The organism is Streptomyces sp. NPDC058195, assembly GCF_042883525.1.
GTDB lineage: Bacteria > Actinomycetota > Actinomycetes > Streptomycetales > Streptomycetaceae > Streptomyces.
In genome coordinates this window covers 45,608-67,282 of record NZ_JBHVVM010000014.1, presented here as the reverse complement: position 1 = coordinate 67,282, position 21,675 = coordinate 45,608, and the positions used below count along the sequence as shown (strand labels likewise).

Genomic DNA, 21,675 nt, shown 5'->3' with positions numbered 1-21,675 from the left:
CCCCGTGCGCCGGAGTTCACCGGGTCCGGTCGACGCTGCCACGCGCGCGCGGCGGACGGGGCCGACATGCCGCCGGGCCCCCCGCCCGGCCCACCGGATTCCGCCCGATCGGCCCCGGCCCGCTGAGCACCGCTGCTTGCCCCGGGGGAACCGCGTTGCTTAAGTGACGGCATGACCGGCTCCTCGCCCCGCCCCCAGCCCGAACCGTCCGGATCAGCGGCCCCGGCCGGAACACCCGCTCCCGCGCTGCGCGTCGGGCTCGTCGGCTACGGCCTGGCCGGTTCCGTCTTCCACGCCCCGCTGATCGCCGCGACCGACGGCCTCGTCCTCGACACCGTCGTCACCACGGACGAGGAACGCCGGGCGGCGGCCCGCACCGCGTTCCCGGAGGTGCGGTTCGCCGCGTCACCGCAGGAGCTGTGGGAGCGCGCGGGCGGGCCCGAGGCGCTGGACCTGGTCGTGATCGCCTCCCCGAACCGGACCCACGTCGCGATCGCGACCGCCGCGCTGCGGGCCGGGGTGCCGGTCGTGGTGGACAAGCCGATCGCCGGTACGGCGGCCGAGGCGCGGGGGCTCGCGGCCCTGGCGGACGAGCGCGGACTGCTGCTCTCGGTCTTCCAGAACCGCCGCTGGGACAACGACTTCCGCACGCTGGCCCGGCTGCTCGCGGACGGGGCGCTGGGGGAGGTGCAGCGCTTCGAGTCCCGCTTCGAGCGATGGCGTCCCCGGCCCAAGGGCGGCTGGCGGGAGTCGGGCGATCCCCGGGAGATCGGCGGGCTGCTGTACGACCTGGGCAGCCATGTCGTCGACCAGGCGCTCACCCTGTTCGGCCCGGCCGTGCTGGTGTACGCGGAGGCCGATGTGCGCCGCCCCGGGGCCGCCGCCGACGACGACACCTTCCTCGCGGTCACCCATGCGAACGGGGTCCGCTCGCACCTGTACGTGAGCGCCACGGCGGCCCAGCTCGGCCCCCGCTTCCGGGTGCTCGGCCGGGACGCCGGGTACGTGAAGTACGGCCTCGACCCGCAGGAGGCCGATCTGCGCGCGGGTCTGCGCCCGGCGGCGGGCCGCCCCTGGGGCGAGGAGCCCGAGGAGCTGTGGGGCCGGACCGGCTCGGGCGAGTCCCCGCACACCGGAGGCGGCACCCCGGTCCCCACGCTGCCCGGCGACTATCCCGCGTACTACGCGGCGATCGCCGACGCCCTGCGCGGCCGGGGCCCGAACCCGGTGACCGCTCTCCAGGCCGCGGCGGCCCTGGACGTCCTGGAGGCCGCCCGCCGCTCGGCCCGCGAGGGTGTGACCGTACGGCTTTCCCCGGCCACACCCCCGCACGCCTCCGACCTTTGAGGCATTCCCCTTCGGGGAACGCCCAGGGTCCGCTCCCGGCGCCTACGCGCCCTTCAGCTCCTGGCGCTGGCGCCCGAGGCCCGCGATCTCCAGCTCCACGACGTCCCCGGCCCGCAGATACGGCTTGGGCTCGGGCTGCCCGAGCGCGACCCCGGCCGGCGTACCGGTGTTGATCACGTCGCCCGGGTACAGCGTCATGAAGTGGCTCAGATAGCGGACCACCTCGCCCACCGGGAAGATCTGGTCGGCGGTCGTACCGTCCTGCTTCAGCTCGCCGTTGACCCAGAGCTTCAGCGGCAGCGCCTGCGGGTCGGCGATCTCGTCCGCCGTCACCAGCCACGGGCCCAGCGGGTTGAACGTCTCGCAGTTCTTGCCCTTGTCCCAGGTGCCGCCGCGCTCGATCTGGAACTCTCGCTCGGAGACGTCGTGCGCGGTCGCGTACCCGGCGACGTGCGCGAGGCCCTCCTCGGCGGACTCCAGGTAGCGGGCGGTGCGCCCGATGACGACCGCCAGCTCGACCTCCCAGTCGGTCTTCACGCTGCCGCGCGGCACCAGCACCGTGTCCTCGGGGCCGACGACGGTGTCCGGCGCCTTGAAGAACAGGATCGGCTCGGCGGGAATGTCCGCACCCGTCTCGGCGGCGTGACCGTGGTAGTTCAGCCCGATGCACACGATCTTGCCGATGCCGGTGAGCGGCGGACCGATCCGCAGCCCCCCGGCGTCGAGCGCGGGCAGCTCGCCGGGGGCCGCCGCCGCGGCCCGTACCCGGGCGAGCGCCGACTCGTCGGCGAGCAGGGCGCCGTCGATGTCGGCGACCAGCCCCGACAGGTCGCGCAGGGTTCCGTCGCCGTCCAGCAGCGCCGGTCGTTCCGCCCCTGCCGTACCCACACGAAGCAGCTTCAACTCTCTGTCTCCCTTGGTCGAGATCGGGCCCGTCGAATGGGTGGCGGCCATCGCAGGCTCGTCCGATCGTCCAAGACATCCGATGAATCCACAAGTCCCTGTTCACACACTGGACCGGCACGGCCGCCGTCCTGACCGCGCCACGCGGCTCACACCGGGCTGGCCACGGCGGCCCCGGCGGCCGGCATGTCGCGGTAGAGGACAGCCCGCTCGACCGCGGTCCAGGTGGTGCTGGTGACGACGTACAGCGCGGCGGCGAGCGGGACGACGGCCACGGTGACGAGCGTGAAGAACGACATCAGCGGCATCAGCCTGGTCATCGCGCCCATGCCGGGCATGGGCTGTCCGTCCGGACCGCTGGCCGGGACGACGGGGCTGGCGGCCAGCTGCCGCTTCGTACGCCGGAAGTTGAACGTGGCCACGGCGGCGACCACCACGAACAGCGCGAGGTAGACCAGCCCCTGCGTGCCGAACGGCCCGCCCTGCGCGAGCGCGTCGTGCCAGCGCGCGCCGAGCGGGGCCCCGAGGAGCTCGTGGCCCAGCAGCTCGTTGGGGGCGTCGCCGATCCGGTGGCTGGAGAAGAGGTGGTAGAGCAGGAAGAACGCGGGCATCTGGAGCAGGCTCGGCAGGCAGCCGGAGAGCGGCGAGACCTTCTCCTCGCGGTGCAGCTCCATCATCGCCCGCTGGAGCCGCTCGGGGTTCTTGCCGTGCTTCTTGCGGAGTTCGGCGATCTGCGGCTGGAGCCTGGTGCGGGCCTTCTGCCCGCGCGCCGCGGCCCGCGACAAGGGGTGCACGGCGAGCCGTACGAGTGCGGTGAACAGCACGATGGCGGCGGCGGTGGAAGCGGTCTGGAAGAGCGGGTGCAGCGCGTCGGCCAGTGCGCCGACCAGCGAGGCGAACGCGGACATGAAGGCGGACATGGATGAGCCCTCCGGGGGTCTCGTCGTGCCGGGAGAAGTACGGGGACGTACGGAATCGGCATGACGGACCGCGCGGTGGGGCGGCGAACTGCACGTGCTTCAGGCTCTGCTGCCCGGCCTGTACTGCTGGCCTGTGCTGCTTGACCTCTGCTGCTTGACCTCTGCTGCTGGCCGATGCTGATTGACCGGTGCGGCTTGTGGCCGGTGCTGTTGTCGCGCGCCCCTACGCGGCCGTCGGAAGGCCGCGCCCAGGGGCTCGGGGGCGCCTGCGCCCCTTGGCGTCCGGGTCGCGCTGGGGCAGGAAGGCGGTGCGTTTCTCCCGGTCGCGGATGGCCGTGCGGATCCGGGTGCGGGGCACCGGGGGCGCACAGCGGGCGCTGATGACCGCAGCGACGGCGAGCGCGGAACCGGCGGCCGCGGTGGCGGCCAGCGCGACCGCGGCGGAGAGGCTGCCGCCCTCGGCGAGGAGAACCTCGGTGACGAGGAAGAGCAGCAGACCGGCGGGGCGGAACAGCCGGGCGAGGAAGCCGCGCAGACGGCTCACGTCACCGCTCATCGGCCCCTCCCCTTTTTCCGTCCTCCGGCCGGACGCGCCGTCCGGTGCTCTCCAGCCGTTATACACGACCGGCCGGAACACACGCCCGGCCGGACGCGGTGGACGTACCTCATCCCGCCACGGCGGGAGCGGCCTCACCCCACGGTCGCGGGATGGACCTCGTCCCGCGCGAGCACCTCCTCGTCCGGCCGGTCGTCGCGCTCGCGCGGACCCGCGTACGTCACGGCGAGCGCGACGGCGAGGTTGGCGGCGAGCGCCACGATGCCCGCGTTCATCCCCCACACCGGATCGTGCTCCGAGAACACGAACCCGCACACCAGGGCCACGCCGACGACGAGCCCGCTCACCGCCCCCAGCAACGTCAGCCGCCGCCACATCAGCCCCAGCAGCACCATCGGGAGCAGTTGCGCCATCGCTTCGTACGAGATGAGGGAGAGCCGGACCAGGGTGTTCGGCGCGGTGTACGTCAGCAGCAGCGCGAGGCTCCCCGCGACCACCACGACGATCTGCGCGGCGCCCTTCTGCCGCTGCCGCCAGCGCGGTACGAGGGAGAGCACACTGCGCCCCCACATGGTGCCGATGACGAGCATGAACACGGCCATCGGCACGATCGAGGAGAGCGCCGCGGCCACCCCGATGACCCCGACCGCCCAGGCCGGCAGCGAGTCCACCACCAGCCGGAAGAGCGCCAGGTTGGACTCGGCGCCGACCAGCCCCGGCACGACGAAGAGCGCCGCCATGCCGAGCAGCATCGGCACGAAGAGCAGCACGTTGTACGCGGGCAGCAGGATCGCGTTGCGGCGCAGTACCTCGGCGTTCTTCGCACCGAGGTATCCGGCGACGGTGGTCGGGAAGATGACCACGGTGAGCGAGTTGAGGAACGAGGTGGTGACGAACCAGACCTGTCCGAGCCCGCTGTCCCCGTGCCCGGGGAAGGTCAGCCACTCGCTCTTCTCGGTGACGAGCCGGTCGAGGAAGGGCCCGTACCCGCCGAAGTAGTGCGACGGCACGTAGAACGCGAGGAAGCCGAGCGTGGCGATCACCAGCACGTCCTTGAGCACGGACACCCACGCGCTGCCCCGCAGCCCGCTCACCACGACGAAGCCGGTGGTGACCGCGAAGGCGATGAAGTAGGCCCAGTTCAGGCTGATGGCGCCGTAGGAGATCGTCGAGACGACCACGCCCATGCCGGTGATCTGCAACTGGATGTACGGGAGCAGGAAGACGGTCACGAGCACGGCGAGGAGCGCGCCCAGCCAGGGCCGTCCGAAGCGGTGCGCCACCATGTCGGTGATCCCGACGAGCCCGTGGTCGCGCGCGTACGCCCAGAGCATGGGGCCGACGACATAGCCGACCGCGTAGCCGCAGGACATGTACGCCACGACGTACAGCACCGGAGCCCCGTAGTTGTAGCCCCAGCCCGCGGCGCCCAGGTAGCTGAAGCTGGTGTAGCCCTCACCGGCCATCAGGACCCAGATGAACACCGTGCCGAGGCTGCGCCCGCCGACCGACCACTCGGCGAGCCCGCCGCCCTCCTCTCCCCCTTTGCGCCGCCCGCGCGCGGCGAGCAGCCCGAGGGCCACGGTGACGGCCATGAAGGCCCCGAACACGGAGGTCGCGATTGTGGCGTTCACCGGCGGTCCCCCCGTCGGGCCAGCCATACGGCGACGGGGGTCAGCAGGGTCGCCCCGAGCAGCCACGCGAAGAGGAACGGCAGCCCGAGAATCACCGGATGGATCCGGTTCACGAGCGGCAGCACCCCCAGGTACAGCACGTAGGGGACCAGCAACCACCACAACTGCGGACGTCGTCTGAGCACGTCAGGGCACTTTAGGGCCTGCGCGCTACCGCGGCCGGACATCCACGAGTTTTCCCCAGACGACGAGTCGGTAGCGGGAGGAGAATTCGGGCGTACAGGTCGTGAGCGTCACATAGGACCCGGCCCGGTGGTACCCGGGGTACGGGCTCAGGTTGCTGCGCGGGACGGCGGCGATGACCCCGCTGTCGCGCGGGCTGGTGCGGGCCAGCGTCCGGTCGACGGTGTACGTGTACACGGCGTCCCGGGTCTCGACGCCGATGCGGTCGCCGCGCCGCAGCCGGTTGATGTAGCGGAAGGGCTCGCCGTGCGTGTTGCGGTGCCCGGCGAGGGCGAGGTTCCCGGGCCCGCCGGGCTGCGCGGTGCCCGGGTAGTGCCCGACGTACCCCTTGTCGAGGACGCCCCGTTTGCCGATGCCCTGGGCGACGGGCGCGACGAGCCCGAGCCGCGGGATGCGGATGACGGCGTACGCCTGATCCCACCGCGGCCCCCCGCTTCCTCCCCCGGCCGCCCGCTCACCACTGCCACCACCGCCACCACCGCCAGCGCCGCTGCCACTGCCGCCGCCACCGGTCCGGGGGCGGCCTTCGTCCCCGGGTCCGCCCCCACGCTCGGCCTCCCACTCCCGCTGGAGGGACCGCACCTGGTCCCCGGCCCCGGCACGGGCCTGCCGGTTGGTCCACCACAGCTGGTGAACGACGAGCAACAACAGGACGACGCCGAGGGTCATCACCAGCTCGGCACCCGTCCAGAGCCCGCGCGCGACGGCCCTGCGCCCCCGCGCGTTCCGCTGCGTCACCACCGGTATCCGCTCCCGCACGGCCCGCACGATAGGCCCACGGGCCGTAACTCTCCAGGGTCCGAACGACCCTCCGCCCGGAAGCCGCACGGCAGTACGGTGTGGTCCATGCGCCCCGACACGCCTGCCGCCCACACCACCGAAGCCGAGCGTCTGCTGCGCGCCGCGGCACGGTACCCCGAGGACCGTGAGCCGCTGCTCCTCCAGGCCGCCGCCCATCTGGAACTCGCCGGCGACCGCGCCCGCGCCACCACCCTCTACGACGAACTCCTCGCCTCCCCCGAGCTCGGCCGGCCCCACCTGGTCAAGGCCCTCAACGCGGCCAACCTGTGGGAGTACGGCCATGAGGCGGAGGCCCGCGCGATCATCGAGGGCCTCCGTATCGCGAGCCCGCTCGACCCCGGCGCCTGGGAGATCGCGGCCGCCACCTTCGAGGCCCACGACGAGCTGGAGTCCGCCCACGACTTCTCCTCGGCCGCGCTGGCCCTGCTCCTGACCCCCGGAGAGGAAGTACCGTATGCCGCCCAGTCCCTGCTGTTCGGCCGCCACCGGGTCCGTCGGCTGATGGGCGTCGGCCACGACTCCTGGGACGAGCTGGCCGACACCCTCCACACCGCGGACGTCCCGCTGGACGAGCTCCACGACCCGAAGCGCCTGTGGTCCCTGGGCTCCTCGGACCCGGGCGAGCTGCGGGCCGAGATCACCCGCCTGCGCGCCGAGCTGGGCACGTACCGCGACGCCCTGTCCCGGCCCTTCCCGGTCGCGGTGCTGCACTGGCCCGCGGCCGAGCTCGCCGAACTCCTCGCCGCGTACCCGAAGCTGCGCGGCGAGTACCCCTCGCACGCCGAGCACCTGGGCCGCCTGGAGTCCGCCCTGCGCGACCTCCACCAGGCGGGCACCCCGAACCTCGGCATCGTGACCGGCACGGTCCCGTCGTACGAGGCGTTCGCCGCCTCGGAGGCCACGTCCCCGTCCGACCCGGACCTCCTCCCCCAGTACGCCACCACCCTCGCCGCCCGGGGCCGCGCCGCCCCCTGGCCCCCTGCCCGCACCGCCCCCTGCTGGTGCGGCTCGGGGCGCACGTACCGGGAGTGCCACGGCAGCGACTGACGCGCGCGGGCGAACGTGTCACACCACCCCCGAAGTGCCACGTTCGCCCGCTCAGGCACAAAACACCTCGGCCGCGCGCCCATCGGTCCGTAGGGTGACGCCATGCCCGAACTCCAGCGCCTCCGCCCCGAACACGCCGCCGCTCTGCTCGCCTTCGAGCGGGAGAACCGCGCGTTCTTCGCCGCGTCCGTCCCGGACCGGGGTGACGACTACTTCGCCGACTTCGACGCCCGCCACGCCGCGCTCCTGGCCGAGCAGTCCGCCGGGCTCTGCCACTTCCACCTGCTGGTCGGCCCCGACGACGAGGTGCTGGGCCGCTTCAACCTGGTGGACGCCGCGGACGGCGCCGCCGAACTGGGCTTCCGCCTGGCCGAGAAGGCCACGCACCGCGGCCTGGCCACCGCCGCCGTCCGCCACCTGTGCACCCTGGCGGCCACGGACTACGGCCTCACCACCCTCCACGCCAGAGCCGCCATCGCCAACGCTCCCTCCCGCACCGTCCTGACCCGCGCCGGCTTCACCCCCACCGGCGAAACCCTCCAGCTCAACGGCCAGCCGGCCCTCGCCTACGTACGCGAAGAGCGCGGTCAGTAACGTCTCGCGCCGGCAGCTGTTCGCGCCCCCGCCCCGCAGCATGGCCGCATGGCCGCATGAAGCGGGCCCGCCGCGAAGGTGACGCGCGCCATCAGCTCCGGAAGACGGAGTCCTGGTCTTCGGTGAGCTCTCCTGTCACCTATCACCAGGGAAAGGCGGCGCAGTTAGAATGGTCAGTGCTTCACGAAGGCAAGCTTTTCAGCGCATAGCCTTCCGAAATCTGCCCTCGGCGCGGAAGAAGAAACAATCCCCGCAGAGGAATCAGAAAGGACACCGCGGTGCATAACGAAGAACCCTGGGTTCCACCGACGGGATCCTGGGCCTCTTCCGCGGCACGGCGCCGCAACATGCAGGCGATCCGAAGCCGCGACACGAAACCAGAACGGCTCGTCCGCCAGCTGGTCCACGCACAGGGACTTCGCTACCGGGTCGCAGCGAAGCCCCTGCCCGGCCTCCGCCGGACAGCGGACATGGTATTCCGCCCGGCGAAGGTTGCCGTATTCATTGACGGCTGCTATTGGCACGGATGCCCCGAGCACTATGTGCCACCGAGGACGAACCATGGTTACTGGTCGGAAAAAGTAGCCCGGAACATAGCCCGGGACCGCGACACGAATCAGCACCTAGCCGACGCGGGATGGACTGTCCTGCGGTTCTGGGAGCATGAGCCCTCACGAGACTGTGCCGACCAGATCATCCTCACCGTGAACAGGATCCGCCGACCTGGAACCACCGGATGAGCCAGCTTCCATCTGCGCCCGGTACGCCTTGAGCGCCTCCATGATCTGGAGGCCGACCGCCTTGGCCACGGGCGGCGGGAAGGCATTCCCGACCTGCCGGTAAGCCGCGGTCTTACGGCCCTTGAACTCCCATTGCCTCTCGCCTTGCTCCGGGTTGAATCCCTGGATCATCGCCGCCTGGGGGACAGTGAGCATGGGCCCGTTGTCCGTTCCCGTACCAAGGTCCCGGCTGGGGTTCTTCGTCGTCCCCGATTCCTTGTCCGGCTCGTCCGCCACACCCATGCCGCAGACTCCGAGATCAGCCCACGCCCTTTTGGCCCGGGTCGGTCCGAGATCCGCGCCGCCATGCTTTTTGGAGCCGCCGACAAGGGTGGGAGCGATGCCCTTCCCCGCCTTTTCGAACCACTTGTCAAACGCCTCCCCTTTCAGCCCCCGGTCCTTCATCGAGGCTGAGAGAAGTTCGCCAACCGAAAGCGCGGGCACCTGATCTTCTGGAGGCAGGTGCCAGCCCTCCGCGTTGAAGCGCTTCCAGTACTCAGGCTTCAGCGCCACGAGTACGCTCCTCGGCCTCAGCTGCGAGACGCCGAAGTCGCCGGCCTGCAACTCGCGCCAGTCACACTCGTACCCCAGGTTCCTGAGGTCCCGCATGATCTCTTCGCGGTAGCCGTCGAACTTCGACTGCATCAGCCCGCGAACGTTTTCGATCATGATGGCTGGCGGATCAAGCTGCTGAGCCAGCTCGATCATCGTGGGGAAAAGATCCCTGTCGTCGTCACGCCCCAGCTGCTTGCCCGCCAGGGAGAACGGCGGACACGGCACGCCTCCGGCGAGAAGGTCGATGCCGACCTCGCTCTTGAGGGCCTCGGCGGCTCCACTGCGGACGTACTCGCGAAGGTCACCTTCGTGGACCTTCCACTGGGGACGATTGTGACGGAGCGTTTCGCATGCGCTCTTGTCCATCTCGATCAGAAGCGCGTGCTCGAACCCGGCACGCTCCAGGCCGAGCGCCTGGCCTCCCGCCCCCGCGCAGATCTCTACCGAGGTGAACCTCTCCTCAGTGCTGGTCACGCACCCTCCTTACGAACTTGCGCGGTGGACACTCTTCGCGTTCCACCCTTACAGAGGGTGACAGACCCCACTGACATCACGGCCGTCCTCCAGTGTGCGGCACGAGCCAGCGTTCCCCGGCCGGCCATACAGCTTGGCGAACACTCATACGATATTGCCCCAGCGCGCCGCCCCGGCCAGCCTCAGCGGTGAGCGGCGGGCGAAATCGGGAGCGCCACGGAACGGGGCGGGCCGCACACACCGCCAGCCACGCCGGATGCCCTCTACGGCGCTGCCCCCGCCCTCCACGGTGTGGAGTGCGGGGGCAGCGGGGTCCGCGTGCGGGGCCGGTCAGTGCTGGGCGGCCTTGCGGCGGCGGAGGGCCAGATAGGCGCCTGCGGCGACGAGTGCGGCGGCGGCTGCGGAGAGCAGGCCCACCGGTGCGCCGGTCCCGGTCTCGGCGAGGTCGCCCTCGGCGTGGTCGCCAGCGGAGGGCTTGGCGGCCGGTGACGAGGCGGAGGCCTGCGGGGTGGCGTCCGCGGGCACGGACGACGAAGGCTCCCCGGTCGGCTTCGCCGGAGTGGAGGAGCCGGAGCCAGGGGTCGACTCGGAGGTGGAGGGCGTCGGCTTCTCGCCGGGCTTCTCCCCGCCCGGGTTCTCCTCGCCGGGCTTCTCCCCGCCGGGGTTCTCCTCGCCGGGCTTTTCCCCGCCCGGGTTCTCCTCGCCCGGCTTCTGGCCGCCGCAGTCGGTCCAGAAGACCTTCTGCTTGGCCTTGCCGTGCTCGCCGTCGAAGTTCCAGTACAGCTTGTAGTGCCCGTCGGGCAGGGTCTGGTCCGGCGTCCGGCCGTGGCCGTCGGCGTCGAGCTTCAGCGAACCGGACTTCACGATCTCGCCCTTGACGGCGGCGGTCGGGGCCCAGGCGGCGATGCGCCAGTCGACGTTCTGACCACCGTCGAAGCCGAAGGCGTCGAGGTAGAACGTGCAGACGTGCGGTTCGTTCTTGCGGAGTTCCTCACCGGTCTTGGCATCGTGAATCTTCACGGTGCCGTTGTCGCCGGGAGGCGTTGCGTGGGCGGCAGGGGCGAAAATCATCGCCGCGGCTACGGCAGCGGTGAGCATGCCTGCGGAAGCGAGTGAGCGCATAGACAATCCAACATCTGGAGAAGGGCTTCCGTGGGGGGCGCTTCAGCCTCCTGCGGCCACATGGTCCCGTCAAGGCACATAGATGCCCGCTTGTCGCCTATCTCCCTCTTTGCTCGATCGGCGACCTATAACGATTGAGGGACCGGCACCCTCCGGTGTGTGCGATTTGACCCAGCACTACGTATCGCGAAAGATAGATACGTTCCCTGCCGGACCACGAGAAGACGAGGAGACTGGACGATGGACCCCCTGACCGTGCACAAGGCGCTCGCCAACCCCGCGCGCCTCCAGTTCATGCAGTGGCTGAAAGAGCCCGGGAAGCACTTCGACGAGGACTCCTACCGGCAGCAGGGACTCGGCTTCCACATCGGCGTCTGCGTCGGCGACATCCAAAAGCGCGCCGGACTGGCACAGTCGGTGGTCTCCGCCTATCTCCAGACCCTGAAGGACGCCGGACTGCTCACCTCGGAGCGCATCGGCAAGTGGACGTACTACCGGCGCAACGAGCCGGTGATCGCCGCGTTCGCCGCGCACGTGCAGAACGAGCTGTAGGGCACGTCACCCCCGGCGCCCGGTGCCGGACCGAGCCCTGGCGCCGGGCCGAGCCTTGGTCCGATTCATCTAGATTTCTCGATTTGACGAAAGGTATGGGTCGATTCGATGAGAAGGGCCTCCCTCGCCGTTCCGGTGCTCGCCCTGGGCGTGTTCGGGATCATCACCACCGAGATGGGCATGGTCGGGGTACTCCCCCGGGTCTCGGCCGAACTCGGTGTCACACCGTCCGACGCCGGCTGGCTCGTCGGGGTGTTCGCCCTGGTCATCGCGGTGTCCGGGCCGTTCAGCACACTGCTCGCCTCCGGCATCGACCGCAAGAGGGTGCTCGCCGCCTCGATCGCGGTGTTCGCCGTGTCCAACGCCGTTTACGCGCTCACCACGCAGTACGGGGTGATGCTCGCCTTCCGGGTGGTGCCCGCCCTGTTCCACCCCGTGTTCTTCGCGGTCGCGCTCGCCTCCGCCGCACGCCTGGTGTCCGCGAAGGACGCGACCCGGGCCACGACGACGGTGTTCGGCGGGGTCACCCTCGGCTTCGCGTTCGGCGTGCCGCTGACCGCGTACCTCGCCGACCATCTGTCGCTGTCAGCGGCCTTCTGGTTCGGGGCGCTCGTCAACCTCCTGGCGTTCCTGGGCATTCTGCGGTTCGTGCCGTCGATGCCGGTCGAGCGCCGCTCCTCCTACGGCGCCCAGCTGAGCGTGCTCAAGCGCAGCGGTACCTGGCTGAGCATCATCTCCGTCGTTCTCGTCTTCGCGGCGATGTTCTCGGTCTACGGCTACTTCGCCGAATACCTGGGACAGGTCACGCACATGAGCGGTACGTGGGTCAGCGCGATGCTGATGGCCTTCGGCGTGGTGATGATCCTCGGCAACTTCGCCTTCGGCAGCCTGCTGCGGCGCGGTCCCGTCCGTACCGCCGTCGCGTATCCGGTGCTCTGCCTGCTGGTCTACGTCCTGGTGTACGCCACAGGTCCGCTGTTCGCGCCGATGGTGGCCGTGGTCCTGGTGTGGGGTGCCGTGCATTCCGGTGGCCTGGTCGTGAGCCAGAACTGGCTGGGGCGGGACGCGGTCGACGCGCCGGAGTTCGGCAACAGCCTCTTCATCTCGTTCTCCAACCTCGGCATCACCCTTGGCACCGCCGTCGGCGGCTGGGCCCTGGCGGCTCACGGGGCCCGCCAACTTCCCTGGGTCGGAGCGGGATTCGCGATCGCCGCCGTGGCAGTGATGGCACTGCGGCTGGGGCTCGGGGCCCGGGTGAACCGATACGGCCGAACGAGTGGCTCCCGTGCGGAGCGCCAGGTGCGGCGACGCGCTGTTCAGGAGACTGGCGAACGGTGCTGACGGCGCTTCGCGGCAGGTCGTGACCAAAGGGCGATTTCCGGCCACAACACAACACCCCTTACCCTGCGGTACATCGGCCACCTCATGGCCGGCAGGGACAGAAGGGCGCCAACATGACCTCAGAGACCAGCACACTGGTCACCATCGATGCCACAACTGCCTTGCTGGAGGCGGAACTTCCGCGCCTCGAACAGCATCAGCAGACCCTGGAGAAGGAGCTCGCGGCTGTCACCGGGCGTCTGGGTTCGGTACGGACCGCGCTGACCGCGCTGCGTGCGCTGGCGGGCTCGCCCGCTTCCGTCGCCGAGGCGACGTCCGAGGTGACGTCCGGGGCGGCGTCCGCGGCGAAGACGGAAGCCGGGGCCGACACGGCCGTAGCCACGGCCAGGATTCCGCGGCAGGCGCAGGAGTCCGTCGACACCACCGAGTCCGTCGCGTCCCCCGCGCAGACGCCGGACGCGCAGGAGCCCCAGGAGCCGGCCGCCGCACCCGCGGCGCGCCGCACCACCGCCCGTAAGGCCTCCGCCTCCAAGAGCCGCAAGCAGACCGCTGCCGCGCCGAAGGCCCAGCAGCGCGGCCGGAGCAAGGACGCCAAGGGGGCCGACGCGGCCAAGGACGGCAAGGACGCCGGGGCCACGGCCACGGCGGCCCGGACGTCGAAGACCACCGGAGCCACCAAGGCCGCCAAGCCCGCCAAGCCCGCGAAGGCCGCCGCCAAGGCCAAGGCGACGAAGCCCCGGGCGGCGAAGAAGGCGGAGGCCGCCGACGAGAGCGGCAGCCTCACCGAACTGACGCTGAAGGTGCTCGCGGCGGCCGGCGGCAAGCCCGTCCGCGCCCGCGACGTGACGGAGGCGCTCGGGCGCGAACTCACGCCCAACGGCATCAACACCGTACGCAGCACCCTCGACCGGCTCGTCGCCACCTCCCGGGCCCACCGCGCCGGCCGGGGCCTCTACCAGGCGCCCGCCAACTGACGTCACGACCATGACAGTTCGCCGGTACGGGATGCCCGGTTCCGCTCCTTGCGGAGCCGGGCGTCTTCGCGGGTGAGGCCCTGCGGGCGGCGAGGCACGCCGCGAAATCGTCCGATGCGGCGCGACGCCGGTCGGTAGGTTGCGGCCATGTCTTCATCACTGCGTCTGGAAGAGGTCACGGCGGACAACGTCGAGGCCGCCTGCGGGCTGCGCGTACGGCCCGACCAGGAAGGGCTCGTGAAGCCGGTCTCCTGGTCACTGGCCCAGGCCTACGCGACCCCCGGCACCGCCTGGCCCCGGCTGGTCTTCGACGGGGACCGGCTCGTCGGCTTCGTCATGGCCTTCTTCGACATCCGGTTCCGCCCGGACGACGCCGGTCCGCGCTCCGGGCTCTGGCGGCTGAACATCGCCGCCGACCAGCAGGGCCACGGATACGGGCGTTTCGCCGTGCGCGCGGTGTGCGAGGAGATCCGGCGCCGGGGCGGCACCCGGGCCACCGTGAGCTGGGTACCGGGTGAGCACGGGCCCGAAGGGTTCTACCTCGGGCTGGGGTTCCGGCTGACCGGGGAGACGAGCGGCGACCAGGTCGTCGGCGAGCTGGAGCTCGGCGGCGACGCCTGAGGGCTGTCCCGTACGCACGGGGCGCGGCACACCACCGCCCGCACCGCACGCGCCCACCCACTCGCGTGCGTGCGTGCGTGGGTGTGTCGTGCTGTGGCCAGAAATGGCGGTGGGACCTGGCGGCGGCAGGCGCGGCGACGTTCCGCGTGGGTCATCGCCGCACACCGTGCCCTCACCCACTCGGCCGTCGGCAGAACCGATTCAGCAGTTGCCGTCCGGGTGACGGTGCCCGGCACTTGGCGGACGGGCGCGCGGCGAGGGCACAGACTTGGGCCGTTTCTCCCCTCGTATCAGGAGTTCCCATGCGTCTTCGTACCGCTGTCGCCGCCGCCGTCGGCGCGCTCGCGCTCATCGTCACCGTGCCCGCCTCGGCGAGCGCGGCGACCGGAGACTTCACGTACGTCTACTCCGGCCTCGACGGTTCGCTGCGGCCCGGCTATCTGGTCGACCCGCCGAGCCGGATGTGCATCACGCTGCCCGAGGTGGCCGATCCCGCTTCGTCGCTGCCCGCGCACACCCCGCTGAACCTCACCGGCTCCACCGCGACGGTCTTCACCGGCCCCGACTGCGAGGGCGACCGCTTCTCCCTCCGGCCGCACGGCGGCAACGCCTCCAGCCGGCTGAAGCTCCGCTCGGTCGTCTTCAGCCGATCCGGCGTCGTCCGGGCGGGCGCCTCAGATCGCCACCCCGGTGCCGCCGACCTCGATGCCCGTGGCCGCCCCTTCGGGCACCCGCACCCTGATCGTGCTCGGGCGCCCCATGTCATACCCCTGGTACACCGTCAGCTTCGTGGGGGCGTCGACAAGGCCCTCGGTGCGCAGGTAGCCGCCGAGCGCCGCGGCCGCGGCCCCCGTGGCGGGGTCCTCGACGACCCCGCCGGGCGGGAACGGGTTGCGGGAGTGGAAGACCGAGGGCGACTCCCGCCAGACCAGGTTGACCGTGGTCCAGCCGTGGCGTGCCATGAGGGCGGACAGGGCCGGTCCGTCGTAGTCCAGACGGGCGAGCCTGGCGCGGTCCGCCGCGGCGATCACCGGATGCCAGGCCCCCGCGTACGCGGCCCGCACGGGCAGCGCGGGGTCCAGGTCGTCCGCCGACCAGCGCAGCGCGTCCAGCAGCTCCGCCGTCACGTCCGGCGGGACCGGCTCCGAGCGCGGGGCCACACTGACCAGGGTGGCCATGACCGCGGCGTCCGGGCCGATCTCCGTGGACACCCGGATCTCACCGGCTTTGGTGCGGAAGGTGAGCTCTCCCGCCCCGTGCCGTTGCGCGTGGGCGACGGCGGTGGCGATGGTCGCGTGGCCGCAGAACGGGACCTCGATGAGCGGGCTGAAGTACCGGACCTCGAAACAGGCGCCCTCACCCGCCTCCGCCTCCTGCGCCGGTCCGGCCTCCTGGCCGGGGAAGACGAACGCGGTCTCGGAGTATCCGAGGTCGGCCGCGATGCGGGCCATGGCCGCCTCGTCCAGCCCGGACGCGTCGAGAACCACTCCCGCCGGGTTACCGCCGGCCGGGTCCGCACTGAACGCCACGTATCTGAGGACTTCGTTCTTCATGCCTCCACGCTAACGGGACGGCGCCCCGCACCGGGGGACGGCCGGTCGGTCAGGAACCGTCGATCAAGGTCTGCAGCGCGGGCGCGTAGAGGTCAGCGAGGTGTTCGGGGGTGGCGTCCGCACCCGCCCCGGAGCGGTGGAGGCTGAGGGTGGCGCCGAGGCCGAGGAGGTGTCCGGCGATCAGCTCGGCGCGCAGGGCCCGTTCGCGGCCGGTGAGGCGGGCGGTGAGGGCGTCGGTGACCTGTTCCTGGAAGCGGTCGCGCAGCAGGGAGCGTTCGTCCCGGTTGCCGAGCGAGAAGACGACGCGCAGCAGCGGGTCGGACTGGCGGGCGCGGCGCTGGCGCACCAGCGTCACGACCATGTGGCGGCCCAGCGCGCCGAGCGGCGCGCCGAAGAGTTCCGCGGCGGCGGGGCCGAAGTCCGCGACCGTGTTGAAGAGCTCCTCCTTGCGGCCGAAGTGCTTGACCACCAGCGACGGGCTGACCCCGGCGTCGGCCGCGATGCCCCTGATGGTGACGTCGGCGTACGGGCGCTGTGTGAACGCCCGGCGGGCCGCGCGCAGGATCGCGTCGCGGCCCGTGCCCGGGTCGGCGGCGGACCGGACCGGGACCGGTACGGCGGCCTGGCCGCTGGTCATGTGCTCTCCTGGATCGGCGTCGTCCGCACACCGTCCTTCCGGTCGCCCGGGACGTCGCGGTTGCCTTCGACCGTACCTGCCGCGCGGGTGCGGCCGCCCGGCAGGAACAGGGTGACCAGCAGCGCGAGGAACGCCGCGCCGCCCGCGACCAGGAAGACCAGCTGGTACGCGTGGAGCGTCGGGGCGGTCCGGCCGCCCACCCGGAAGGTGAGGCCGGCGAGGACCGCGGCCACCGTCGCACTGCAGAACGCCTGCCCGATCGACCGCATGAGGGTGTTGAGGCCGTTGGCCGAGCCGGTCTCGCTCACCGGTACGCCGCGCATGACCAGTGCGGGCAGGGCCGAGTACGCGATGGCCGTGCCGGAGGCGACGACGGTCGCACCGGCGATGATCAGCCAGAGGTTGTGGCTGGTGAAGTAGCGGACCACGTATCCGGCGGCGATCACCCCGGCGGCCAGGGCCAGGCTGACCTTCGGGCCGTACTTCCCGGAGATCCGTGCCGAGACCGGGGAGAGCGCCACCATCATCACGCCGCCGGGCAGCAGACAGAGGCCACTGACGACGAGCGAGGCGCCGAGCCCGTAGCCGGTCTCCTTGGGTTCCTGGACCATCTGCGCGGTGACCAGCGAATTCGCGTAGAAGGCGAAGCCGATGAGCAGGGCGGCGACGTTGGTGAGCAGGACCGCCGGGCGGGCCGAGATCCGCAGGTCGACCATGGGTGAGGCCACCCGGAGCTCGTACCGGCCCCAGCACAGCGCCACGACGACGGCCGCCACCAGCAGTCCGAGCGTGCGGGCCGAGGTCCAGCCCCAGCCGGCGCCCTGGGTGACCGCGAGCAGCAGGCAGACCAGGGCCCCGGACAGGCCGAGCGCGCCGAGCACGTCGAACCGTCCGCGGGTGCGCAGCGGCGACTCCGGTACGCACCACAGCACGAGCACGATGTCGACGACGCCGATCACGCCGGAGACCCAGAACATCGTGTGCCAGTCGAAGTTCTCGACGACCAGGGCGGCGACCGGCAGGCCGACCGCGGCGCCGATGCCGAGCGTCGAGCTCATCAGCGCCACCGCGGACAGCACCCGCTCGGGCGGGAGTTCGTCGCGCAGGATGCTGATGCCCAGCGGCAGCACGGCGAGCGCCGCGCCCTGGAGGGCTCGCCCGGTGATCAGGACGCCGATGTGGGAGCTGACCGCGCACAGCACCGAGCCCGCCACCAGCACCCCGAGCGAGGCGACGAGCACCCGCCGCTTGCCGTACATGTCGCCGACCCGGCCCAGGACGGGGGTGAAGACGGCGCCGGTCAGGAGGGTGACCGTGACCAGCCAGCTCGCGGCGGCCGGACTCGCGCCGGTGAGGGCCGGGATGTGCGGGAGCAGCGGGACCACGATCGTCTGCATCACCGCGACGACGACGCCGCAGAACGCCAGCACGCCGACGGCGAATCGGGGGTGCGCGGGCTTCTTCGCGGCGGGGGTCGGGGCGGCGGGTATGTCCGCTGGCATGGCTCTCCGTACGGGGTGCGGGGCGGCTGTGGCTTCACCCGGCGCCCGGACTCCCGCCCGGGGCCCGGGTATTCACTCGTGGTTCGGGCTTCCGCCCGGCGCCCGGGTTTCCGCCCGGCGTCCGGGCTTCGCGCGGGAGCTGGGGTGCACACGCGTTCACCCCAGAGTAAACGCGTGTGCACCCCCTCGGCGACCGGTATCCCGCGGATCGCGTTAGCCTCGAAACCCCGGGCCCCGGCCCGGACTACCGAAACGAGAAGGCAAGGGTGGCGGCGATGGCGAAGGTTCCGGCAGCGGCGGTGGCGGCGAGCGGGCTGGTCGGCGGGTACGCCGTGGCGCGGTGGACCAGGAAGCGGCCGCTGGGCGGGGTCGCCCTCGCCGCCGCGGGCAGCGTGGCCGCCTACGAGTGGAACCGGCAGGCAGGCCCCCGTGCGGCGGCCGGGCTGACGACGGCGTACGTCGCCGCGTTCGCCGGATCACACCCGCTGGCCAAGAAGATCGGCGCCTGGCCCTCCGTCCTCACCGTGGCGGGCACCATGGCCGTCGCGTCGTGGGCGGTCACCCGCCGGGCCGCCTGACCCGCACGGCACACCCGTCCGCCGCCGGAAAAAGGGGCGGGGCCCCGGATTCCTCCGGAGCCCCGCCCCGCCCTCCGGCGGCAAACGGCGTCACGCGCCCAGCGCCCAGGACACCGTGTAGATCAGCAGGCCCGCCAGCGCGCCCACCACCGTGCCGTTGATCCGGATGAACTGGAGGTCGCGGCCGATGTGCGCCTCGATCTTCTTCGATGTCTGATCCGCGTCCCAGCTCGCGACGGTGTCGCTGATCAGCGAGGTGATCTCGGCGCGGTACGTCGTGACGACGTAGACCGCCGCGTCCTCCAGCCAGCCGTCCAGCTTCGCCTGGAGACGCTCGTCCATGGCGAGCCGGGCGCCCAGCGCCATCAGGGAGGCCCGCGCCCGCAGCCGCAGCTCGCTCTGCTCGTCCTCCGCCGCCGCGATGATCATCGTACGGACCGACGCCCAGGCCGAGGCGATGACGTCCTGGACCTCGCCGCGCCCCAGGATCTCCGACTTCAGCCGCTCGACCCGGGCCCGGGTCTCCGAGTCGGTCTGGAGGTCGGCCGCGAAGTCCGTCAGGAAGGTGTCGATCGAGGCGCGTGCCGGATGGCCCGGCATGTCCCGCATCTCCGTGACGAACCGCAGCAGTTCCTTGTAGACCCGCTCCCCGATCCGCTTGTCGACGAACCGCGGCGTCCAGCCCGGCGCCCCGCCCTGCACCGCGTCCATCACCGAATCGCCGTGCTGCACCAGCCAGTCGTGGGCCTTGACGCAGATCAGGTCCACCACCTTGCGGTGGCCCCCGTCGGCGACGATCTTCTCCAGCATCGTGCCGAGCCCGGGGCCGATCTCCACCGCGTTGGCCCGCCGGGTGATCGCCTCGCCCACCACCGCCTGCACATCGGAGTCCCGCAGCACCCGCAACGCCCCGCGCAGCGCGGTCGACAGCTCGGCGGTGACCCGGTCGGCGTGCTCCGGCTCGGCCAGCCAGGCGCCGAGCCGCCGCCCGCCCCCCAGGGCGTGGATACGGCCCCGTACGACGTCACCGGAGAGAAAATTCTCCCCGACGAAGGAACCCAGCGAGGCCCCGAGCTGGTCCTTCTTGGTGGGGATGATGGCGGTGTGCGGGATCGGCAGGCCGAGCGGGCGCTTGAACAGCGCCGTGACGGCGAACCAGTCGGCCAGCGCGCCCACCATGCCAGCCTCCGCGGCAGCGGCGACGAAGCCCGGCCAGCCACCCACCCCCGCGCTCTTCGCCCAGGTGGCGAGCACGTACACCAGCGCGACCAGCAGGAGGAGGCCCGTGGCGGTGGTCTTCATCCGGCGCACCCCGCGCCGCTTCTCCTCGTCGGCCTCCGTGTACGCGAACGAACCGAGGGAGACGGGCCGCTCCTCAGGCTCCTCGCCGGCCCGCTCACCCGACCGCTTCCCGGGCCGCTCCCCGGCCCGTTCCCCGGGCCCGGAACCGGCCGCCTCCGCCCGCCGTTCCCCGGCGCGCTCCAGCCGTCGCGCCTCCGGCTCCCCGGGGCCGGTCCGATCGTTCCGTTCCATCCGCTCCACCCGTCCGCGTACGCCTCGCCCCCGGCCGTCCGTACGCATTGTCCCTGCCTGACCTACTCCCGGGCCGCACGCCGAGTTCCCGACGCCCTGCCCCATCATGGAACCAGTCCGTTTGATCACGAGGAGAGACGCCGCCCATGCCCAGGCGCCAGGGGTACCCCCTGCTCATCGCCCCCGTGGCGGGCACCGCCGCACTCGCCGCCACCGTGGCGTTCGCCGGCTCCCTGCTGTTCTCCGGTCCAGGCGGCCTGCCGGGGCCGGCAGCCGTTCCCGGGCCGCGGTCCGGGGTCCGGACACCCGCCGCCCCCGCACACACCACCGGCCTCTGGGCCGCCACCTGGACGGCCTCCCCCGTCACCGGGATGGCCGACTCCACCGCCGGAGGCACCCTGCACCGCCGCACCATTCGTAACGTCGTCCATACGAGCATCGGCGGCGACGCGGCCCGGATCACCCTTTCGAACCTATTCGGCACCCACCCGCTGGCCGTGGACCGGGCCGGGGTGGGCGGCCGGCCCGCCACCTTCGGGGGCCTGCGCGGCGTGACCGTCCCGGCCGGCGGGCAGGTCGTCAGCGATCCCGTGCCCGGCCCGGTCGCCCCCGACGCCGATCTCGTGGTCACCCTGGGCATCCGCGGCCCCCAGGGCCCCGTCACCGTCCACGGGCACAGCCACCAGACCTCGTACCTGGACACCGCGTGGGGCACCCGGCGGACCGACGACTGGCGCTATCTGACCGCCGTCGACGTCCACACCCTGGCCGCCGCCGGGACGATCGCCGTGATCGGCGACTCGCTCACCGCGGGCACCGGCTCCAGCCCCGACACCAACAGCCGCTGGCCCGACATCCTCGCCGACCGGCTGCACGGCCGGTACGGGGTGGCCAACGCGGGCATCGCGGGCAACCGCGTCCTGCGCGACGGCAGCGGCGTACGGGCCGTCGACCGCTTCGAACGCGACGCGCTGGACATCGCCGGAGTACGTACCGTCGTCATCGCGCTCGGCGTCAACGACGTACAGCGGTCCCCGCAGGAGACCGACCCGCAACGCCTCGCGGACGCCCTGCGCCTCATGGCCGAGCGCGCCCACGCCCGCGGGCTGCGGGTCGTCGGGGCGACCCTGATGCCGTTCGAGGGCTTCCACACCTGGACCCCCGCCCTCGACGCCGTACGGCAACGGGTCAACGAACTGATCCGGGCGGGCGGGATCTACGACGACGTCATCGACTTCGACGCCGCGGCCCGCGACCCGCGCCACCCGACCCGGCTCCGGCCGGAGTACGACAGCGGCGACCATCTCCATCTGAACGACGGCGGCTACCGCCGCCTGGGCTCGCTGGTGGACCTGACGTCACTGGAGCGCGAGGAACCGGTGTCCGGCCAGCTCTGACGAGAACCCCGC

The 21,675-nt window shown here is 72.0% G+C and carries 22 protein-coding genes; 10 read left to right on the top strand and 12 right to left on the bottom strand.

The window, feature by feature from the left end; all coding sequences use genetic code 11:
* Positions 1 to 171: 171 nt before the first annotated feature.
* Positions 172 to 1,347, top strand: a complete 1,176-nt coding sequence (locus tag ACFVWY_RS19040; RefSeq protein ID WP_389873549.1) for a Gfo/Idh/MocA family oxidoreductase — start codon at positions 172 to 174, stop codon at positions 1,345 to 1,347.
* A gap of 42 nt (positions 1,348 to 1,389) precedes the next feature.
* On the opposite strand, the gene ACFVWY_RS19035 is transcribed toward ACFVWY_RS19040, so the two are convergent.
* From ACFVWY_RS19035 to ACFVWY_RS19010, 6 genes are all read right to left on the bottom strand, one after another.
* Positions 1,390 to 2,250 (bottom strand): fumarylacetoacetate hydrolase family protein, encoded by an 861-nt coding sequence (locus tag ACFVWY_RS19035; RefSeq protein WP_389873546.1) that lies wholly within the window; start codon positions 2,248 to 2,250, stop codon positions 1,390 to 1,392.
* Positions 2,251 to 2,399: 149 nt separating this feature from the next.
* Positions 2,400 to 3,170 (bottom strand): YidC/Oxa1 family membrane protein insertase, encoded by a 771-nt coding sequence (locus ACFVWY_RS19030; RefSeq protein ID WP_389873543.1) that lies wholly within the window; start codon positions 3,168 to 3,170, stop codon positions 2,400 to 2,402.
* A gap of 223 nt (positions 3,171 to 3,393) precedes the next feature.
* The gene (locus ACFVWY_RS19025) at positions 3,394 to 3,726 is read right to left on the bottom strand and encodes a DUF6412 domain-containing protein (protein ID WP_389873540.1); all 333 of its coding nucleotides are present in this window, start codon (positions 3,724 to 3,726) and stop codon (positions 3,394 to 3,396) included.
* A 134-nt stretch (positions 3,727 to 3,860) separates the two neighbouring features.
* A complete protein-coding gene (locus tag ACFVWY_RS19020; protein ID WP_389873537.1) occupies positions 3,861 to 5,360 on the bottom strand; it encodes a sodium:solute symporter in 1,500 nt (499 codons plus the stop codon).
* Entirely contained in the window at positions 5,357 to 5,515 is a 159-nt protein-coding gene (locus ACFVWY_RS19015; RefSeq protein ID WP_389873815.1) for a DUF3311 domain-containing protein, read from the bottom strand. Before ACFVWY_RS19015 ends, ACFVWY_RS19020 begins: the two co-directional genes overlap by 4 nt.
* A 55-nt stretch (positions 5,516 to 5,570) precedes the next feature.
* On the bottom strand, positions 5,571 to 6,362 hold the full coding sequence (locus tag ACFVWY_RS19010) for a class E sortase (protein ID WP_389873535.1): 792 nt from the start codon (positions 6,360 to 6,362) through the stop codon (positions 5,571 to 5,573).
* Positions 6,363 to 6,449: 87 nt separating this feature from the next.
* On the opposite strand from ACFVWY_RS19010, the gene ACFVWY_RS19005 reads away from it, so the two are divergent.
* The 3 genes from ACFVWY_RS19005 (at position 6,450) to ACFVWY_RS18995 (ending at position 8,785) form a co-directional block, all read left to right on the top strand.
* A complete protein-coding gene (locus ACFVWY_RS19005; protein ID WP_389873532.1) occupies positions 6,450 to 7,451 on the top strand; it encodes an SEC-C domain-containing protein in 1,002 nt (333 codons plus the stop codon).
* A gap of 102 nt (positions 7,452 to 7,553) precedes the next feature.
* A complete protein-coding gene (locus tag ACFVWY_RS19000; RefSeq protein WP_389873530.1) occupies positions 7,554 to 8,045 on the top strand; it encodes a GNAT family N-acetyltransferase in 492 nt (163 codons plus the stop codon).
* Between the two features lie 347 nt (positions 8,046 to 8,392).
* Complete coding sequence (locus ACFVWY_RS18995; protein ID WP_389873813.1) at positions 8,393 to 8,785, top strand: very short patch repair endonuclease; 393 nt, start codon at positions 8,393 to 8,395, stop codon at positions 8,783 to 8,785.
* Here the strand turns inward: ACFVWY_RS18995 and ACFVWY_RS18990 are convergent.
* Together ACFVWY_RS18990 and ACFVWY_RS18985 are read right to left on the bottom strand one after the other, a co-directional pair.
* Positions 8,717 to 9,853 (bottom strand): DNA cytosine methyltransferase, encoded by a 1,137-nt coding sequence (locus tag ACFVWY_RS18990; RefSeq protein ID WP_389873529.1) that lies wholly within the window; start codon positions 9,851 to 9,853, stop codon positions 8,717 to 8,719. The two genes, ACFVWY_RS18995 and ACFVWY_RS18990, sit on opposite strands and share 69 nt — an antisense overlap.
* 330 nt (positions 9,854 to 10,183) lie before the next feature.
* Positions 10,184 to 10,975 (bottom strand): LPXTG cell wall anchor domain-containing protein, encoded by a 792-nt coding sequence (locus ACFVWY_RS18985; protein ID WP_389873528.1) that lies wholly within the window; start codon positions 10,973 to 10,975, stop codon positions 10,184 to 10,186.
* A gap of 240 nt (positions 10,976 to 11,215) precedes the next feature.
* On the opposite strand from ACFVWY_RS18985, the gene ACFVWY_RS18980 reads away from it, so the two are divergent.
* From ACFVWY_RS18980 to ACFVWY_RS18965, 4 genes are all read left to right on the top strand, one after another.
* Positions 11,216 to 11,527 (top strand): ArsR/SmtB family transcription factor, encoded by a 312-nt coding sequence (locus ACFVWY_RS18980; RefSeq protein WP_389873527.1) that lies wholly within the window; start codon positions 11,216 to 11,218, stop codon positions 11,525 to 11,527.
* Between the two features lie 108 nt (positions 11,528 to 11,635).
* Positions 11,636 to 12,868, top strand: coding sequence for an MFS transporter (locus ACFVWY_RS18975; RefSeq protein ID WP_389873524.1), 1,233 nt, complete (start codon positions 11,636 to 11,638; stop codon positions 12,866 to 12,868).
* 113 nt (positions 12,869 to 12,981) lie between these two features.
* A complete protein-coding gene (locus tag ACFVWY_RS18970) occupies positions 12,982 to 13,842 on the top strand; it encodes a hypothetical protein (protein WP_389873522.1) in 861 nt (286 codons plus the stop codon).
* A gap of 147 nt (positions 13,843 to 13,989) precedes the next feature.
* Positions 13,990 to 14,463 (top strand): GNAT family N-acetyltransferase, encoded by a 474-nt coding sequence (locus tag ACFVWY_RS18965; RefSeq protein WP_389873520.1) that lies wholly within the window; start codon positions 13,990 to 13,992, stop codon positions 14,461 to 14,463.
* A 674-nt stretch (positions 14,464 to 15,137) separates the two neighbouring features.
* On the opposite strand, the gene ACFVWY_RS18960 is transcribed toward ACFVWY_RS18965, so the two are convergent.
* Genes ACFVWY_RS18960 through ACFVWY_RS18950 form a run of 3 tightly spaced genes read right to left on the bottom strand, consistent with a single transcriptional unit; the run spans position 15,138 to position 18,155 of the window.
* On the bottom strand, positions 15,138 to 16,016 hold the full coding sequence (locus tag ACFVWY_RS18960; protein ID WP_389873517.1) for a PhzF family phenazine biosynthesis protein: 879 nt from the start codon (positions 16,014 to 16,016) through the stop codon (positions 15,138 to 15,140).
* A 49-nt stretch (positions 16,017 to 16,065) separates the two neighbouring features.
* Entirely contained in the window at positions 16,066 to 16,653 is a 588-nt protein-coding gene (locus ACFVWY_RS18955) for a TetR family transcriptional regulator (protein ID WP_389873514.1), read from the bottom strand.
* Entirely contained in the window at positions 16,650 to 18,155 is a 1,506-nt protein-coding gene (locus ACFVWY_RS18950; protein ID WP_389873511.1) for an MFS transporter, read from the bottom strand. Before ACFVWY_RS18950 ends, ACFVWY_RS18955 begins: the two co-directional genes overlap by 4 nt.
* 275 nt (positions 18,156 to 18,430) lie before the next feature.
* On the opposite strand from ACFVWY_RS18950, the gene ACFVWY_RS18945 reads away from it, so the two are divergent.
* Entirely contained in the window at positions 18,431 to 18,733 is a 303-nt protein-coding gene (locus ACFVWY_RS18945) for a hypothetical protein (RefSeq protein WP_389873508.1), read from the top strand.
* Positions 18,734 to 18,823: 90 nt separating this feature from the next.
* On the opposite strand, the gene ACFVWY_RS18940 is transcribed toward ACFVWY_RS18945, so the two are convergent.
* Positions 18,824 to 20,266 carry a DUF445 domain-containing protein gene (locus ACFVWY_RS18940; protein WP_389873506.1) on the bottom strand — a complete coding sequence of 481 codons (1,443 nt, stop codon included), beginning with the start codon at positions 20,264 to 20,266 and terminating at the stop codon, positions 18,824 to 18,826.
* Between the two features lie 146 nt (positions 20,267 to 20,412).
* On the opposite strand from ACFVWY_RS18940, the gene ACFVWY_RS18935 reads away from it, so the two are divergent.
* Positions 20,413 to 21,663, top strand: coding sequence for an SGNH/GDSL hydrolase family protein (locus ACFVWY_RS18935; protein ID WP_389873505.1), 1,251 nt, complete (start codon positions 20,413 to 20,415; stop codon positions 21,661 to 21,663).
* Positions 21,664 to 21,675: the final 12 nt, after the last annotated feature.

Coding starts and splice junctions, on each gene's coding strand:
- ACFVWY_RS18965 (WP_389873520.1), top strand. CDS start 13,990: ATGTCTTCATCACTGCGTCTGGAAGAGGTCACGGCGGACAACGTCGAG.
- ACFVWY_RS19000 (WP_389873530.1), top strand. CDS start 7,554: ATGCCCGAACTCCAGCGCCTCCGCCCCGAACACGCCGCCGCTCTGCTC.
- ACFVWY_RS18955 (WP_389873514.1), bottom strand. CDS start 16,653: ATGACCAGCGGCCAGGCCGCCGTACCGGTCCCGGTCCGGTCCGCCGCC.
- ACFVWY_RS18940 (WP_389873506.1), bottom strand. CDS start 20,266: ATGGAACGGAACGATCGGACCGGCCCCGGGGAGCCGGAGGCGCGACGG.
- ACFVWY_RS18950 (WP_389873511.1), bottom strand. CDS start 18,155: ATGCCAGCGGACATACCCGCCGCCCCGACCCCCGCCGCGAAGAAGCCC.
- ACFVWY_RS18960 (WP_389873517.1), bottom strand. CDS start 16,016: ATGAAGAACGAAGTCCTCAGATACGTGGCGTTCAGTGCGGACCCGGCC.
- ACFVWY_RS19040 (WP_389873549.1), top strand. CDS start 172: ATGACCGGCTCCTCGCCCCGCCCCCAGCCCGAACCGTCCGGATCAGCG.
- ACFVWY_RS18980 (WP_389873527.1), top strand. CDS start 11,216: ATGGACCCCCTGACCGTGCACAAGGCGCTCGCCAACCCCGCGCGCCTC.
- ACFVWY_RS18945 (WP_389873508.1), top strand. CDS start 18,431: ATGGCGAAGGTTCCGGCAGCGGCGGTGGCGGCGAGCGGGCTGGTCGGC.
- ACFVWY_RS18935 (WP_389873505.1), top strand. CDS start 20,413: ATGCCCAGGCGCCAGGGGTACCCCCTGCTCATCGCCCCCGTGGCGGGC.
- ACFVWY_RS18985 (WP_389873528.1), bottom strand. CDS start 10,975: ATGCGCTCACTCGCTTCCGCAGGCATGCTCACCGCTGCCGTAGCCGCG.
- ACFVWY_RS19030 (WP_389873543.1), bottom strand. CDS start 3,170: ATGTCCGCCTTCATGTCCGCGTTCGCCTCGCTGGTCGGCGCACTGGCC.
- ACFVWY_RS19005 (WP_389873532.1), top strand. CDS start 6,450: ATGCGCCCCGACACGCCTGCCGCCCACACCACCGAAGCCGAGCGTCTG.
- ACFVWY_RS18975 (WP_389873524.1), top strand. CDS start 11,636: ATGAGAAGGGCCTCCCTCGCCGTTCCGGTGCTCGCCCTGGGCGTGTTC.
- ACFVWY_RS18970 (WP_389873522.1), top strand. CDS start 12,982: ATGACCTCAGAGACCAGCACACTGGTCACCATCGATGCCACAACTGCC.
- ACFVWY_RS18995 (WP_389873813.1), top strand. CDS start 8,393: ATGCAGGCGATCCGAAGCCGCGACACGAAACCAGAACGGCTCGTCCGC.
- ACFVWY_RS19025 (WP_389873540.1), bottom strand. CDS start 3,726: ATGAGCGGTGACGTGAGCCGTCTGCGCGGCTTCCTCGCCCGGCTGTTC.